Source organism: Paenibacillus taiwanensis DSM 18679, assembly GCF_000425125.1.
GTDB lineage: Bacteria > Bacillota > Bacilli > Paenibacillales > Paenibacillaceae > Paenibacillus_B > Paenibacillus_B taiwanensis.
Map to the genome: position 1 here is coordinate 201,233 of NZ_AULE01000031.1, position 16,837 is coordinate 218,069.

Annotated in this window: 17 protein-coding genes; 4 read left to right on the top strand and 13 right to left on the bottom strand. The window is 45.3% G+C overall.

Annotation, left to right across the window (positions count from 1 at the left end; all coding sequences use genetic code 11):
- Positions 1-11: 11 nt before the first annotated feature.
- From H509_RS0108570 to H509_RS0108590, 5 genes are all read right to left on the bottom strand, one after another.
- Positions 12-1,292, bottom strand: a complete 1,281-nt coding sequence (locus H509_RS0108570) for an ABC transporter permease (protein WP_028544720.1) — start codon at positions 1,290-1,292, stop codon at positions 12-14.
- Positions 1,285-2,190, bottom strand: a complete 906-nt coding sequence (locus tag H509_RS0108575) for an ABC transporter ATP-binding protein (protein ID WP_028544721.1) — start codon at positions 2,188-2,190, stop codon at positions 1,285-1,287. The genes H509_RS0108570 and H509_RS0108575 overlap by 8 nt, the downstream gene beginning before the upstream one ends.
- A complete protein-coding gene (locus H509_RS0108580; RefSeq protein WP_028544722.1) occupies positions 2,190-3,095 on the bottom strand; it encodes an ATP-binding cassette domain-containing protein in 906 nt (301 codons plus the stop codon). Before H509_RS0108580 ends, H509_RS0108575 begins: the two co-directional genes overlap by 1 nt.
- Before the next feature lie 45 nt (positions 3,096-3,140).
- Positions 3,141-3,560, bottom strand: a complete 420-nt coding sequence (locus H509_RS0108585; RefSeq protein ID WP_425414228.1) for a GntR family transcriptional regulator — start codon at positions 3,558-3,560, stop codon at positions 3,141-3,143.
- Positions 3,561-3,735: 175 nt separating this feature from the next.
- Positions 3,736-4,464, bottom strand: coding sequence for a hypothetical protein (locus tag H509_RS0108590; RefSeq protein WP_028544724.1), 729 nt, complete (start codon positions 4,462-4,464; stop codon positions 3,736-3,738).
- Positions 4,465-4,777: 313 nt separating this feature from the next.
- On the opposite strand from H509_RS0108590, the gene H509_RS0108595 reads away from it, so the two are divergent.
- Complete coding sequence (locus H509_RS0108595) at positions 4,778-5,521, top strand: MOSC domain-containing protein (protein ID WP_036696761.1); 744 nt, start codon at positions 4,778-4,780, stop codon at positions 5,519-5,521.
- A 195-nt stretch (positions 5,522-5,716) separates the two neighbouring features.
- On the opposite strand, the gene H509_RS0108600 is transcribed toward H509_RS0108595, so the two are convergent.
- The 6 genes from H509_RS0108600 to coxB form a co-directional block, all read right to left on the bottom strand.
- Complete coding sequence (locus tag H509_RS0108600; RefSeq protein WP_028544726.1) at positions 5,717-6,181, bottom strand: DUF420 domain-containing protein; 465 nt, start codon at positions 6,179-6,181, stop codon at positions 5,717-5,719.
- A 150-nt stretch (positions 6,182-6,331) separates the two neighbouring features.
- Entirely contained in the window at positions 6,332-7,240 is a 909-nt protein-coding gene (ctaG, locus tag H509_RS0108605; protein ID WP_028544727.1) for a cytochrome c oxidase assembly factor CtaG, read from the bottom strand.
- A gap of 107 nt (positions 7,241-7,347) precedes the next feature.
- Complete coding sequence (locus H509_RS0108610; protein ID WP_028544728.1) at positions 7,348-7,671, bottom strand: cytochrome C oxidase subunit IV family protein; 324 nt, start codon at positions 7,669-7,671, stop codon at positions 7,348-7,350.
- A gap of 3 nt (positions 7,672-7,674) precedes the next feature.
- Entirely contained in the window at positions 7,675-8,295 is a 621-nt protein-coding gene (locus tag H509_RS0108615; protein ID WP_028544729.1) for a cytochrome (ubi)quinol oxidase subunit III, read from the bottom strand.
- Positions 8,292-10,142 carry a cytochrome c oxidase subunit I gene (ctaD, locus tag H509_RS0108620; protein WP_157277592.1) on the bottom strand — a complete coding sequence of 617 codons (1,851 nt, stop codon included), beginning with the start codon at positions 10,140-10,142 and terminating at the stop codon, positions 8,292-8,294. Before ctaD ends, H509_RS0108615 begins: the two co-directional genes overlap by 4 nt.
- An 80-nt stretch (positions 10,143-10,222) precedes the next feature.
- Positions 10,223-11,290, bottom strand: coding sequence for a cytochrome c oxidase subunit II (gene coxB / locus H509_RS0108625; protein WP_028544731.1), 1,068 nt, complete (start codon positions 11,288-11,290; stop codon positions 10,223-10,225).
- Between the two features lie 614 nt (positions 11,291-11,904).
- Here coxB and H509_RS0108630 point away from each other — a divergent pair.
- Positions 11,905-12,573: a YhcN/YlaJ family sporulation lipoprotein gene (locus H509_RS0108630; RefSeq protein ID WP_157277573.1), complete on the top strand. Its 669-nt coding sequence runs from the start codon at positions 11,905-11,907 to the stop codon at positions 12,571-12,573.
- 204 nt (positions 12,574-12,777) lie between these two features.
- On the opposite strand, the gene map is transcribed toward H509_RS0108630, so the two are convergent.
- Together map and H509_RS0108640 are read right to left on the bottom strand one after the other, a co-directional pair.
- Positions 12,778-13,578 (bottom strand): type I methionyl aminopeptidase, encoded by an 801-nt coding sequence (gene map / locus H509_RS24730; protein WP_051286903.1) that lies wholly within the window; start codon positions 13,576-13,578, stop codon positions 12,778-12,780.
- Positions 13,579-13,898: 320 nt separating this feature from the next.
- Positions 13,899-14,087 (bottom strand): hypothetical protein, encoded by a 189-nt coding sequence (locus tag H509_RS0108640; RefSeq protein WP_028544733.1) that lies wholly within the window; start codon positions 14,085-14,087, stop codon positions 13,899-13,901.
- A gap of 300 nt (positions 14,088-14,387) precedes the next feature.
- Here H509_RS0108640 and H509_RS0108645 point away from each other — a divergent pair, with 300 nt between their 5' ends.
- Together H509_RS0108645 and H509_RS0108650 are read left to right on the top strand one after the other, a co-directional pair.
- Entirely contained in the window at positions 14,388-15,431 is a 1,044-nt protein-coding gene (locus H509_RS0108645; RefSeq protein ID WP_157277575.1) for a serine hydrolase domain-containing protein, read from the top strand.
- 91 nt (positions 15,432-15,522) lie between these two features.
- Positions 15,523-16,818 (top strand): MFS transporter, encoded by a 1,296-nt coding sequence (locus H509_RS0108650; RefSeq protein WP_342663638.1) that lies wholly within the window; start codon positions 15,523-15,525, stop codon positions 16,816-16,818.
- The last annotated feature ends 19 nt before the right edge of the window (positions 16,819-16,837 follow it).

The window sequence follows — 16,837 nt, forward strand, 5'->3', positions numbered from 1 at the left end:
TTAGATATAGATTAGATTTTGTAAGCTTTCATCGCTTTGCGGATTTCTTTCCAGCTCGGACGTTTACCGTACATCAGCACACCCGTGCGATAGATTTTTGCCGATAAGTAACCAAACAACAAGACCGATACAAGCAGCAGTGCGATCGACACCACCAATTCCCACCAAGCATAATCACCGACACCAATTCGAAGCAGCATCGTTGTAGGGGTAAAGAACGGGATGTAAGAGGCTACTTTAACTAGCATCGTGTTCGGTGCAGAAATGCTGAAAATCGGAATATAGAAAGCAACCATCGATAACAAGGCAATCGGCATAATGGCCTGCCCCAAATCTTCTGTACGGCTTACGATAGAGCCCACAGCTGCATACAAAGTAGCATATAAGAAATAGCCAAGTACGTATAACAGCAAGCCCAAGCCTATTACAGCAGGATCGATCATGGAAATATCAAAGTTCATTTCCTTTAACGGCTCGATGTTGTGCGGCAGCATCAAGTTAGCCAACACAACGACGAGGAAGACAACAATCTGAATTAATCCTAATAAGAACATACCAATAATTTTGCCAAACATTTGTGCCAATGGTGACACACTCGTAATTAGAATTTCCATAATTCGCGAGCTTTTCTCTTGTGTCACTTCAGATGCAATCATGTTGCCCGTCATCTGATTTGTCATAAAGAACAACACGATCAGCACCATAACGACCATCATAGATATACCTTTGTTCGCGTCTTCCTTTTCTGGGTCCTTGCTTTCACCATTTGCTTGCAATTTGACAGATTCAAACGATATAGGCTCATTTAATTGTCTAAATTGTTCTTCAGATAAAGCACCTTTAGCTACCCACTTGGTCTTTAACAACGTTAACGTACTCGTAAGCACATTTTCCTTGGACATGCCCAAGCTGTCTGTACCTGTATAAATAACTTTTGGGAACTGCTCTGTTGTGCCCTCCACTTGCTTCTCCAGCTTCAAATAACCATCTATTTTTCCAGCTTCAATATCCTTTTTTAATTGATCTTCTGTTGTATTTGGATAAGATAGCAGCATAAGATCCTTGTTCTTTTGTTCTGCCATTGATTTTTCCAACGATTGCTCAATGACTGGATAATTGCCCTGCAGCAAGCCGATCTTCATTGGCTCATCTTTTGAAAATAACGAGATGAGATATGGCACGTTAACACCAATAGTCATAATAAGCGCCAAAATGATCGTAGTTACGATAAACGCCTTAGTCATCATTTTAGTACGTAATGTAAAGCCAATAACCGTTCCCAGATTACGCATTCGACTCGCCTCCAACCACTTTAATGAAGATTTCGTTTAATGTTGGTTCTTTTATTTCAAAATGCTTTACTTCCGTCTGGCTCATGGCCGCTTGCAAAATGTGCTGGCCAGCAGACTCATCTGTAATGCGAATAAAGTACCCCTCTTCTGTTCTTGTTGCCTCACTCACACCTGCAATTTGCTCCAACCCTTCCACTGCGCCTACTGTCCGCAGCACAACTTTCTCACGTGGATATTTACTTTTAAGCTCACGCAAATTACCCTGAATGACCGCATTGCCCTTTTGTAAAATGGAGATGTTACGGCATAACTCCTCAACGTGCTCCATCCGGTGCGTCGAGAACAAAATACTTGTACCGTTGTCGCGCAGCTCTTTCACTGTCTCCTTCATCAGCTCAACGTTAACCGGATCCAGCCCACTAAACGCTTCATCCATAATGACAATTTTAGGGTTATGCAAAATCGAAGCAATAAATCCAATTTTTTGTTGATTTCCCTTTGATAGCTCTTCAATCTTTTTGTTATAATTTTCGGGCACATTAAACCGTTCAAGCCAATATTTTAAGCTTTTGTCCGCGTCTTTGCGCGCCATTCCACGCAGTTGCGCCAAGTAAAGCAACTGCTCACTGACCTTAACCTTAGGGTACAATCCACGTTCTTCAGGAAGGTATCCAAAAATTTTCTCCAGCCCTTTATAGTAAGGCTTACCGTTGTATTTAATGCTGCCTCCGTCCGGGTAAATGAGGCTTAACACCATCCGCATTGTCGTTGTTTTGCCCGCACCATTGGCACCAAGCAAGCCATATATCTCGCCCTCTTCTACGTCAAAGCTCACCCCATTAACCGCAGTCTTATCTCCATACTGCTTAACTACCTGATCTAATTCCAATGTCTTCATCACAAACGCCCTCTCCTCTCATCTTCCATTCGGATCATATGAATCATAATTTCATCTAGCGGCATAGACTGAATGCGAGTAGGATGGATACCATGATCACGGAAATAACCTTCCAGTTGAATCGGATCATTTGAGATAACCCGTGTTACCTTCCACTCCTGCTCCGCCCATGAAACACCTGGTGCTCCCTTTAGATCCCCCGCATCCAAGCCCTCAATCCAATATTCTTTCCATGCGTCAAACAACTCGTCTTTTTCAGCCCATACCAACAACTGACCTTTATGCATAAACAAAATGTAATCTGCTAGTCGCTTTACTTCCTCAATTACATGAGTAGCAATAATAATTGTGTGCTTTCCATCTTCCATCACTTGCTGTAAATCCTCGATCAGCAGCTTCCAAGAGATTGGATCAAGGCCAGACGTCGGCTCATCCAACAGTAAAAGGTCAGGGCGATAGGACAAAATAAGAATGATCTCAAATTTGCGACGCATGCCTTTGGACATCTTACTCAGCTTCATACGTGGGCTAATTTCATATTTAGCCATCAACTTATGGTAAAGGTTCCAATCCCAGTTGTTATACCAGTAAGCACCTAATGTAGCTAGCTCATCTGGAGTCTGGTCATCGTCCTCTGAATTGGGTAGCTCAGGCACATAACCAATTTTTTGCTTCCAGGTAGCGTCATCTTCGATGTTATAGCGCTCCCCTTCAATATGCATCTCTCCTTGATCCAGATGAATGAATCCCATCAAGGCTCCCATCAACGTACTTTTACCTGAACCGTTCATCCCTACGATGGCCGTCACGCAGCCCTGCGGGATTTCGAAATTAAGCGGACCGATTGTTAGCGTATCTCGCTGCTTCACCATACTTTTCATTTCAATTACCGGCGGTTGAGCCACGTTGTCTCCTCCTCACAACCATTTATCGGACCCCTCTAGCCCACATCATTCCTCTGTGGTTCCCTTTGGTCTGCCTCTGCTGGAAACATCCCATGTTCGCATAATCATCTCATCAAAGCACGCCCGCAGTTCCGCCTCGCTCATCTGGACTTGCAGTGCTGCTTGTATAGCAGCCAAGATAGCTTCTTCCACAGCTTTCTTCCGATATTTATCCTTATCATCCTCCTGCACGTGAGCAACAAAAGTACCTGTTCCCTGTCTCGTTCGCAGCAGCCCTTCAACCTCCAGATCTTGATATACACGTCTTACCGTAATCACACTGCACTTTAACTGGCTGGCAAACTCGCGGATTGATGGCAGCAACGTGCCCACTTCTAGCTGCCCAGAAAGAATAAGCGCTCTGAGTTGATTCTTAATCTGTGCATAAAGGGGTTCTGCACTGTTTTCGTTCACTTGGATGGGCATAAACACAGTCTGTCTCACCTCCTGCCTATGTCGTGCTATCTAGTGGAATCATGGATTGAATGTTAAAAATAATAGATGTACCCTGATGTTTTCTCTATCCTGAATTACTTCGTCCCTGCTGCTCAAAGGAGTTACTCAAAGGAGCGACTTCACAGTTCATATCCCGCGCATCATCTTACATCAGATCTTTTCGTTTAAGCAGGCCAAGCATAATTTTCCCGCTATATGTATACGTCTGGATCAGTACAGCAACCGAGATCACGCCAACGGCGAGCGCATACTGATTCGAGCTATTGATGAGCATGATCATCAGACTTTGCCCTGTAAAGGACACCCCGATTGAAATGAGCAAATATCCAATCATCATCAGCAACACGATGATCATGTAACGTTTCCCGCTTACGCTCCATTCGAAAGCAAGATAGAACATATGAATAAGTACGGCAAACGTCATTAAAGCCAACACATATACAAGAAAATTACCTATAGGCAGCAATTGTCTTAAATCCCGCATAAACACATATTGTATGGAAAAATATATCGTTCCATTAATTAGTGTTGCAAGACTGAGGTGCATAAAACGCGAGAGCACTATCGTTTTAAGTTCCACTGGCAACGTTCTCAACTTCACGATATGCTTTCGGTGCGAGTCATCAGCCAAATATCTGCGCCCTCTTCGATTAAAGACAAAGCCTAGATTGCCTATCATTATTAAGCTCACAAAATCCAGCATGCATCGTATAATTACTGAATCTTCCTCTTGGCCCAAGTTAGCTCCTAACATCGGCAACGTGCATACTGCCATATACGCGGCAAATAAAAATGTAAACAGTAAGCCTACCCAATACCGTTGCAAGTCTCTCCTGCAAAGCATCCATGCATCTTTCCAGCGTTTCCCTTTCATAAGCACACCCTCGCTTTATCTCTATTATCTTCACGATTATGCCATCAGGTGTCTGATCCACAATCGTTGTCGCACGATGGAGTTTACAAATGTCGTGTAATCTTCTGTTATGATCACTGTGACTACTGTGTATATCTTTATATACAGTATAAAGACCACATCCAATTGATGTCAATACATTTTAAGGGAATTTTTGATTTCAAATTTCTTTTTTGTAGAAAATAAGATACGCGTTTTTGTATGATAGGAATGGAATCGTCAATAACGATAAGCACATTCAGGGACTGCATCCTGAGAGAGAAGGATGATGTTTATGTCAAATATAATTGGGCTTGTTGAGGAATTGTACGTGCACCCTGTAAAGTCTATGACCGGACAGTTGCTGCAAGAAGCTTCGGTCCAATCCTATGGCTTATACGGTGACCGAGCCAGAGGTCTCGTCCGTGCAGACAACCCGGATCAATTTGTGACAATTACACAAATACCACAACTTGCAGCTTATCGAGCGGAGCTACAGATCAAGACATGCCATCAACCGGGTTGGCCGGAGATCACCATCTATACGCCTGATGGAAGGGCGTACAATTGGGAAGAAGAAACATGGCTCGCTGAACTGGAGCAGCTAGCCGGCATCAAGATGCAACGCTGGGAAGCGCCTAGTGGCCATGTTCCCAAAGGGGCCATTGAAGATGGGGACTTGCTGTTAACGACTAGCCACAGCTTAGCCGCTTTAAGCTCCCTACACGGCGTCCCTGTCGATATAAGACGGTTCCGACCGAACTTACACCTTCGTCTGACGACCGAAGACGCAACAGCCTATGTGGAAGGCTCATGGCAGGATCGTCACCTCCTTGTGGGCGAAGCCGTAATCCAAGTGACAGGTAATTGTCCACGTTGTTCTATCATTAATGTGGAACCGTTAAGCGGCATCATTACCCCTCATTTGCTCAAACATGTGGCACGACAAAATGCAATCCATTTTGGAGTATACGCAGCTGTCCAGACACCAGGGCTCATTCGTGTGGGGGACCCTATTCAGTTCCATTCATCCTATTGATAACGTCTCTCTTTACGACCAGCCTGTAGAGTTCCACGGCAAATGCTCCACATACACATACACTTACATTTGCTAATTGCAAGCAATTCCGCAATACAAGTAAAGCCCGTCAGACTTGTTCCATAATGGAAGGAGCCTGACGGGCTTTACTTGCTGAGCTATCTATTTCATTAGAATGCCTGATATAGCATAAGGTTACCAGCCTAGGATCGCATCAATTACCGGCTTTGTATGCCCACCTGGATATAAAATGTAAAGTAATACATACACAGTTGCGCCTGTAATCGCCGTAATAAACCAGATCACAGAAGTCACTCTACCCAGCTTACGGTGCTTGCTATACTTGGCTTTGTACCCCGTATACAACGTAGTCAAGCCAAATACGGCAGCCACTGTCGCCAATACGATATGGAATAACAAAAAGACTAAATAAATCGTCTTTAAGTTATCAGGACCACCCCATGCTGTGTTTCCGACAAAGATAGTTCGCGACGCATATATAACAAAAAAGATAATAGCTGCAATAGCCGCCATCGTCATCGTGCGTTTATGCTGTTCACGTTTGCCTTTAATAATTTGACTCCAGCCGATCGCAACCAACACGGCGCTGATGACGATAAATGCTGTGCTGATCGTCGGCATAATGTTGAAAATATCCACGAATGTCCGCACCTTCCCTTATAGAGGTTGTCCAACAGAGCTTATAGGCAGTCTACCTAAGCGATGAAGACGCGCTAATGAAACGCGGCTTCAACTGCCGCAACTGGCTGCAACTATAGCTTGAACCTGTCATCCTAATATTATAACGGATTATGCTTGGTTGAGACGGCCTTCCAGTGTCGATTCTACGACATCCTCATCATCCTTACCCTCTCTGCGGAACCATTGTGAAAACACATAGGCAAGAATAGCGCCATACATCAATTCCTGAACCATTTTCATTAAAATACCACCTAATTGCTGGTCTTCTGCCCCATCAAACCAATTAAAAAATTGAGGTCCTCCAAATGCAGCGAGCAACGCCTTAGGGTCACCAGCAACACAATAGCCCATTGCCTGCGCCCAAGTATCAGGATCTGTATAAGTTGAATACAACGGGGTATCCGCAAATATAATTAACGCACATGCCGGTGTAATCAACATACCGTTCAAAAAGATATAACCCATCTTTTTGACGTCCGTTATGATCACCCATTCTGGAACTGGTGTAACAATTGGCCACCACATCATAACAGCAGTAATAAACAAAGCGATGTAGTAAATAACGTGGACACCATAATTCAACATCACATAATCATGCACAGCTGGAACGTGGTAAAACGAAAACAGAACATTAAACAGCAGGGCCGTCAAAATCGGGTGCATCGCCCATTTGAGCTTGCGCATCACTGGACGATCCAGTACATAACGCCACAACCAGCTAGGCATCCCTAACATAAGCAGCGGGGGTACAATAATATAAGAAACCGACATCATCACCATATGAAACGTAAACATCATATGACTCATAACGTTAATCGGTCCACCCTGTACAAGATAGAGCAGCACAATACCGATTATAAACATAAACTTCTTCCAAGCGCCTACTGGTTCAGCACCCTCGAATCGAGAGCGAAATGGGCCTGTTAACCCCAAATATAAAATGATAATAAGTACGGCTGCAACCAGAATTAACGGACTCCACAGATCCGCAAAAGTGAACTGCTCCAAGCCAAACATGCTGCGCCCCCTCCCCTTGCTCCCCTGCTGTCATACTTTCGCCACATTTTACCTTCTTATGGAAAAAGAGGCGACGCCGCTGCGTCACCTCTCATTCTTTAACAATGTTAAGGCCACCATACCCAGTATATACCCATTACAATACACGTAAATGCGATAAACGCACCTATAATCATAAAAACAATAGGGAGCATATGACCTTTGTCTTTCATATGCATCCAGTAGCCCATCTGGACAATGACTTGCAGCACTGCCATAACAAGCAAAATGATAATGGTAAATGTAGGGTTAACTTCACCAGCCGCACCAACCGTTGCAAAGGCAATCAACGTCAGCACAATCGAGAAAATAAACGCAATAATATGCTTTTGCGGACCCTCGTGCTTATGACGACGCTTCGTGTCGTCCGAAGTGAGTTGTTGTGTTGCCATCCGTTAGCCCACCTTTCCCATTAAATAGACGACGGTGAAGATGAATACCCATACTACGTCGATAAAATGCCAGTAAATCGCGGAAACATAGATTTTAGGCGCCGTGACGAAGTTGAGTCCTTTTTTGAAAATTTGAACAATTAATATTGTAATCCACGCTACCCCGAACGCAACGTGAGCACCATGAAAACCAACTAACGTGTAAAATGCACTACTAAAAGCACTAGTGGTAAAGGTGTGCCCTTCATGTATATATTCTACAAACTCGTAAATTTCCAATGCAAGGAATCCGAAGCCGAGAATAACCGTTACGATTAGCCAGTTCAACATCGCCTTTACGTCTTTACGATGTAAAGCCTGAACCGCAAATACACTCGTTAACGAACTTACCAACAAAATCATGGTTGCTGCTGCGACCATCGGAAGCTTAAACAACTCTGCTGCCGTAGGACCGTCTCCCACTTGATCGCGGAGAGCCAGGAACGTAGCAAATAGCGTACCGAACAATACCGACTCTCCGCCAAGGAACAGCCAGAAGCCGAGCACCTTGTTGCGGCCTTCTAACGTTGCCTTTTCCGGTTCGTGAGGCCAGTGCTCTTCTGCGTGGTGTGCAGATGCGCTCATGCTTTAACCCCCTTATCCTCCAGCTCTTCCTTCTCAATATGATAACCGTGGTCATCAATTACTGAGCGCAAGAACATGCAGCCAAATGTAATCAACAGGCCTAAGCCCGAAATGATGTAGTTGTTAAATAAGAAGCCGACTATGCCGCTTCCAAACTCATCTTTTGCAAACATAAAACCTAAACCTGCAATAAACAAACCGATGGACATAAAGAACGGTAATATTGAAGGTGATGGCATATGAATCGAGCCAATTGGTTCCGCCGGCTTCATTTCCGTATTGCCGTCCATCTTCTCTTTCCACCAAGCATCATAACCACGTACAAGTGGAGTCTGCTTGAAGTTGTACTCTGGTGGAGGCGACGGAATTGTCCACTCCAACGTACGTCCATCTTCCCAAGGATCATTTGAAGCATTAGCAGGTTTGCGACTTGTAATAACAATGTTATACAAGAACATCAATACGCCAATACCCATCATAATCGCTCCAACTGTACTAATCAGGTTCATCGTATCAAAGCCTTGATTCGGCAAATAAGTGACGACACGACGAGGCATTCCTGTCAAACCAAGGAAATGTTGAACAAAGAACGTTAATTGGAAGCCAATATAGAACATCCAGAACGTAGCTTTCCCCAAGCCTTCCGCAAGTACACGCCCGAACATCTTAGGCCACCAGTAGTGGAGGCCAGAGAACAAGCCCAAAACTAGACCACCGACAATTACGTAATGGAAATGAGCTACAACAAAATAGGTGTCATGGAATTGGAAATCAGCTGGAGCTGACGCCAACATTACCCCCGTAACGCCCCCCATTACAAATGTCGGGATAAAGCCGACTGCATACAAGTTGGCAGCCGTAAACTTGATGGAACCGCCCCACATTGTAAACAACCAGTTAAATATCTTAATCCCAGTAGGAACGGCAATCAGCATCGTAGCGATGGAGAACAAGGCATTCGCAACTGGCCCGAGACCAACCGTAAACATGTGGTGAGCCCAAACCATGAAGCCCAGAAACCCGATAAGCACTGTCGCAAATACCATCGAGCTGTATCCAAACAAGCGCTTGCGAGAGAATGTGCTAATGACATCCGAGATAATACCAAACGCTGGCAAAATCAAGATGTATACTTCGGGATGACCAAATATCCAGAAAATATGCTGCCACAGTACAATGCTGCCGCCATTCGGAATATAGAAGAAGTTGCCGCCGAATAAACGATCAAACGTTAGTAAGACAAGCCCAACTGTTACTGCGGGAAACGCAAACAGAATCAATGCGGAAGTAATAAATGATGCCCACGTGAACATCGGCATCCGCATGAAGGACATGCCTGGCGCTCTCATATTAATAATCGTAGCGAGGAAGTTGATACCCCCGATAAGTGTACCTATACCGGAAATCTGAAGTCCTAGTGTGTAGAAGTCTACCCCGTGATGCGGGCTGTACTCGGTACTTGAAAGTGGAACGTACGAAGTCCACCCTGCGTCTGGCACTCCACCGATCAGCCAGCTCAAGTTCAAGAGCAAGCCGCCAAAGAAAAACGTCCAGAAGCCGAGGGAATTCAGGAATGGAAATGCTACATCGCGTGCGCCAATCTGCAGTGGGACAATTGCATTCATTAATGCAAATATAATCGGCATGACGCCGAGAAAGATCATCGTGGTTCCGTGCATGGTGATTAGTTCGTTAAAAGTTTGCGGATCAACGAAATCATTCATTGGTTTAATCAACTGTATCCGAATCAGAATCGCTTCAATACCGCCAATACCGAAGAATAGTGCGCCGGCAATGAGATACAAGACACCGATCTTCTTATGGTCGACCGTCGTCAGCCAATCCATTAAGCCGCGATACCGCTTCACTGTGTGTGCCGTGTGAGCCAAGGTCGTTACCCTCCCCTAGAAGATGCTTATTGTTCACCTTATTGCTTGTTAACTGTCTTTAATGAATCCAGCTTGTAGTTCGCCAAGTAGTCAACGATCTGATCCAGTTCAGTATCTGTCAACGGAATTTTGTGCATCTTGTTGCCTGGCTTCAACTTGTCCGGATCTGCAATCCAATCGTGCAGATTCTTCTCCAGTTTGCCTTGGTCAATCGCTTCATCCGCATTGTCACGGTTCAGCAATATGCCCCCAACCGATTCACGTGCCCCGATCCCTTTCAGGTTCGGCCCCAACGAACCCGCGTTCTCGACAGCATGGCAGGACAAGCAGCTTGTTTTGAACTTTTCTCCGACAGCCGCGTCACCAACAAACGGCTTCGGCTCAGCCTTCATCTCGCTAACCCAAGCAGTGAACGTCGCTTCGCTTACAGCTTTCACTTTGAAATCCATAAACGCATGGGAAGGTCCGCATAACTCGGCGCACTTGCCGCGGTATACATTTTCCTTCGCTGTTTCGAAGAACATCTTATTCTTGTTTCCTTCAGGGTTCGTATCCATCTTGCCCGCGAGTGCCGGCACCCAGAAGGAATGAAGCACGTCTTGTGTCTTCAAGTTAATCGCAATCTTCTTGCCTACAGGTATGACCAGATCCTGTGCCGTGCGAACACCCAACTCAGGGTATTCGAATTCCCACCAATATTGATGAGAAGTTACATTCACCTTGACGGCTTCCTTGTCTTTGCTGTAGTCCTCTGCGAAAGCGAATACATACTTTAGCGTTGGAACAGCCAGGATGATAAGAAGAATGATCGGTATTACTGTCCAAATGATTTCGAGCTTGTGACTACCTTCTACTTGCTTCGGAATATCGTTCTGCCCCGGTTTTCGACGGTAGCGCACAACGACATAAAAGCAGATGGCGAATACAACTATGACGACAAGCGTCATAATTATAATGGACAACTGCATGAGCCCGAACTGCTTCTCCGCAACAGGACCTTGCGGGTTGAGAGCGGAAAGATCCGCACGACCGCAAGCACTCAAGAGCAAGACGAGCCCAGCGAATAGCGGAAGGAGTCGTTTCACAGCATGCCACCGTTTCATCATTGATCAACCCCACTTTTTACTTTTTCGCAGATTATCGCATCTCATGCCCTTTTCAACTCCTTAGCACACTCTAACGCACAAATGACGTTCATGGTGAGCGAACATATGCCCGATATGCTGTGTGAAGGAGGCTGCGGCCGAGTCAAATCCTTGGAAAACCTTTGCAGAAGGCACCTCAGATTCCTATCGGTCCATAAAAGGTGAGTCACCGGCTCTAGCACGGATGTCTTAATCCTGTCAATAAACACAATCACTCACCTAAATATAATTTCCATAATTTTATTTGTCAATGTTTCCCGCCTAGTTCACAAATTGTTCGAAAAGTCTGTTTTTTCGCGTCAAATCAACGTTTGTAAGCGTTTGCAGTTTACCGTTCACACCTCTATAAGTAGTGTCGAAACGCTAATAATTGTGTCATTTTACCGCTTATCTAGTTATTACAAATTCCAAGTGTTGCATATGTTTTATCCTTTTTCGGAAAAATAGCAGCACATCGAAAGGAGTGTACTGACGTGAATTCACATTTTGGCCAACTCTGTAAAGTTAAAACATGGAAATCAAACTGTTTCGTTCACAATATTGTCATATTATCTCTCATCCTGTGTTTAGCCCTGTTGTCAGGCTGTCGTTCGTATAATGAAAATGGCGGCAAATCGACCAAAGACCTAGCATCCAATTATGCTGACCGTACAACAAGAGACTATCGTATTTCCAATCATCCTTCGTATAACGATCTACACGGCAATATGATTGGGGAAATACCATTACACGATAACAAGTACAAAGCAACAGCCCGTACACCATCTGTCCCCCTTGCAAGAGTTGCCAAGGCAGCAAGCCATCATGTGAGTCAGGTAAGCGGAGTCGCGCTCGCTTATGTCATTGACCTGAATCACAATGCTTATGTTGCCTTAACGCTTGATGCCACTGGACTGGGCACTAAAGGTGTGGGCGGTCACTCTGCGCGAGAACAACGGGATACCAACGTTTCCGATCCAAGCAAGCTTTCGGAACAACGAGTGGATCAGCCTGTTCCACAGATTGTGAATCCAAGCAGTCAAACGTCCTCAGAGGCGCATAGCGAGCACCTCTCGCACGAATTTAAACAAACTGTCGCTACCGCCGTCAGAGAACAGCTGCCTGCTGTTCGACATGTTTACATCAGTGCAAATGCAGATTTCTTCAATCATATAAGCGCCCTATCGATGAAGGTTTATCCGCAAGAATCGCTTGAGTCATATACCGATTCTTTGAAACAGATCATTAACCGCTATATGCAATAGATCAAATGTTCAAATGCAATGGTTATGTGTGACAGTTATGTGTAACAGTCCTATGTAACAGTCCTATGTGCATTGGTTCTGTGCATTAGCTCCAACAGCTCTATTGCACAAGGAAACGGGGAAGTGAAAATTCACGTTTCCGTTTTCGTGACCGCCACCTATTAGGTTGGCGGTCACGATACCTTAATGCCTGCTCACCAGATATCACTGACGCAAGCGTCGCGAGCTAAATCCGCTAACCTGTGCCAAAGAGCTCGCCGCTGTTGTCAGTATACGTGGCCCTTGCTTCGTTATCGCTATAGTATGCTCAAAGTGTGCTGCCCACTGGCCATTCATCGTCCGTACTGTCCAACCGTCACGTCCAAGCCATACATCATCATTTCCACCTAGCGTAAATATCGGTTCCAAGGTAATGACCAGTCCTTCTTCGAGCACGATACCTGTCCCCGTACTGCCCTCATTCGGCACCTCTGGTGCTTCATGGAGTTGTCTGCCTATACCATGACCAACTAAAGTTTGAACTACCCCATAACCGCTCAGCCGTCCATACGTGCCAATCGCATGTGAAATATCACCCACTCGGCCGCCAGAACGTGCTTTCTCCATTCCTAAGCGAAGTGCTTTTAACGTATGACGAACAAGTGCCTTTACTTCTGGACGTACGCGCCCAATATTATAAGTCCAAGCCAGATCAGCCAACCAGCCTTTATATTCAACGACTAAATCTATCGTTACAATGTCCCCTGAGAGTAGTGGGATGGATGTAGGAAAACCGTGGCATACGATGTCATTACGGGAAGCACAGATCGAGTATGGAAAACCATTGTAGCCTTTCTGGTACGGATATCCGCCTTCACGTTGCAGCCATTTCTCTACAAAAGCATCAATTTCTTTAGTAGTGACCCCTGGTGCCAGCCGAGAAGCCACCTCACGATGGCATCTGGCAGCTAATCGACCAGCGGCCTGTATTTTCGCAATCTGCTCCGCGTTTTTAAGCTCCAACATAGTCGCTCCCCCAATTTGTCCGCAGGCGTATTTACATGCTCATGAGATCCTTCTAGTAGACTTATTCCGCGCCTAACTTTTATATGACAGCAGATACTTATGGATGTAGTCGCGTGTGATGACATGTGGAAATTTGTGACGACATGTCGTTCTAACCTTACATCCCATGCGCAGCCATTAGGGACGTACTACCGTTCTTTACTTTAATGTAGACGCATACACTGTGCCCAAAACGTCTATATCCAAATTCAAACAGGGCATCCCTTATGGGACGCCCTGTTCAACAAGTTATATATCAGGTGTCATCTAAAACAATTCCGTCAAGACACACTGCTGTCAATCTTACCAAGTTCCAACTCTACAAGCTGAGTTAATTCGTCTTCATAGCCTCCCATAATCCGATACTTCCGGATATATTCCTTTACGAATTTCCTAGGATTCTTAGGTCGGAAGATCCGCGTCATCTCCAACAAGCTCTCTTTCACTTCGTTGTGACCTTTTGTAGCCATGAAAATTCCCTCCCAAAGCGTTGTAGATCAGGCTCCGCAACGGAGAACTAACGGACTTCGGACTCGCTTGTAACGCTGGAATTAACTGCATAATAGTTCCTATTATATCATATTCCCCAAAGCAACAAAAACACACAATCTTTACTTGTACACCTGTTTATTGGGCATACTGACCATATCAGCTCCATTTTTCTTTACAGGACAAGCATTTTGTTTCGATTTTTGATTTTTTAACTTATCGCCTTTCTAAAAAATATTGTACAGCTCGTTCATTAACTTCAAAGGAGCGAATCCTCTCTTATGACCATATGCAATGCCTCTTCTGACTTGACCAATAAAAAATGCTGGATGGCTTCTTCACTCGAAAAACATAAAATCCATCATCACCGACTAGAAGCAGCAATCGCGGCACTTTACAAGCTGCATCCCAACCTGCGCTGCTTTCTGTTAGCCCGTCAGGGAGACGTTATATGTGAAGTATACGTCGACTGTGACGAAACGTCGCTTCACGAGCTTCGCTCTGCAACGAAGACGATCGTTGGCATACTTGTTGGGATCGCATCAAGCCGCGGCCAAATGCCGACACTTCACGAATCGATCAAGCCCTATTTCGAAGCAGAACTTTCTCAAGGCAACCGAAATGATCCACTATGGAGCAGCATCTCCCTGTATCATCTGCTTACGATGACAAGCGGCCTCCACTGGCAGACCGGTCCCAAGCTTGGCGAGCGATGGATTCATCGCTTCCACAATAGTGTCAGTTGGACTCGCTTTGCTCTTCGTTTGCCTGTACACGCTGCCTGGTTGAATCAGTTTCAGTACAGAAGTGTCGATTCCCATTTATTGTCAGTCTTGATTTCACGTATAACTGGCATGCGCGCAGATCAATATGCCAATAGACATTTATTTGGCCCCCTTGGGATTATCAACTATCACTGGGCGGTGTCACCTGATGGGGATACAACAGGTCACATCGGTCTTCATCTATCAGGGCGAGATATGTTAAAAATCGGACAAATGATGCTCAACAAAGGGAGCATACGTGACAACAATGTAAGCAACAGCATAGACACTGCGTACGTAATACCGTCCGAATGGATTTCCGAAACGATGCGCAGCCATCATACAGGTATTCATACGTACGGCAACTACGGCTATCAGGGATGGTCACACCGATTACACGCATATGACGCCTTTTGTGCATTGGGACATGGCGGACAGCTAATTTATATCGTACCTGAGCTGGATATCGTGGTCGTACTGGCAGGCAATGCGCAAGTAAGAAGATGGCGCCATCCGAGACTATGGTTAGAGCAGTATTTACTGCCCGCTTGTTTACCTTAATGAAGGATAGAGATTAGTGTCTTTCGTCATAACGCACGGATAGCACAACAATCTCTAAGCAGCCTCTACGCCGCCCATACAAATGTTTAACATGCCGTTACTAACAATCCCATTGGAATTGGCTTGTACAGCACGATATAATGGGTACAGTTCTCAATCTTGGATAAGACAGGAGAACAAGAAGTCGGCATTAAAGGAGCGACCTGTATTGAAATCCATTCGTGCATTAGGCTTGGGGACTGACATCATTTTGCTATCTGTTATCTTATTCCTTGTTGAATTCGTTCGCGGAGCAGCAATCGTCAGCTTTATCCCCATATATGGTAAAAATGAACTTCACAACAGTCTGGCCATTATCGGCATTGCTATTACAGCTCATTATTTGACAGACACGGTGTTAAAGACAGGGATCGGATATTTACTTGATCGTTGGTCCGCTCGTTTGATCATTAATGTAGGTTTACTTATATCCTTGATCGGGATTGGACTTTTTGCCTGGGGAGACTTGAATTGGGTATTCATATTAGCTGCGGCCCTTTATGGCGTGGGCATCTCGCCAGTCTGGATTGTTTGTCTCACTAAAGTAAAGGAAGAGCAGCGTGCCGCTCAGATGGGTTTTCTGTATACGATATGGCTGGTCGGTATGGGGGCAGGTCCCGTTGTATTAAACGTCATTCTGGATTACAAACCTGCAATGGCATTTATATTGCTGCTTGTGCTAGCTGGGCTTGCGTGGCTAATCAGCTTTGCTGTTCCAGGGGGCAGACAGACAGGGGCGCCAACGACACCGATCCCTTTCCATGAACAATGGGTTGCACTTAAGGAGCGATTACGCGCCATTAAGCCATTACTGCCAGGCATGGTTCTGCAAACGCTTGGCGCAAGTATGCTCGTCCCCATACTACCAACTTTTGCAGAGGCCAGTCTGTCGCTGTCTAACAAGCAGTACTCGTTACTGCTTCTAATAGGGGGCGGCTGTACAGTGCTTGGACTGGTGCCTATGGGGAAGTGGTCTGACCATCATGGGCGTAAGCCATTTCTTATTATCGGCTTTGGCATCTTTGCCTTAACGCTTGCCTCATTATCCCTACAGCCTGCTGTATGGATGGCTTACCTGCTTGCTGTAATATTGGGCGTCTCTTACGCGGCTGTTCTGCCAGCGTGGAATGCATTGCTAGCACTTTATGTGCCACCTGGTCAAAAAGGATTAGGTTGGAGTCTACTGTCAACAGTAGAAGGAATTGGTGTATTGATTGGCCCCGTCATAGGCGGTGTTTTAGCTGATAAGTTCTCAGCGGCCACAGTCGTTTGGCTTAGTGCAGGGCTGTTTGGCATTATTGCAATTGTCTATTTGCTGTTCCCATCCCGCTGGTTTGCTGAACATTAGCGCCAGGATTAGGAACAGT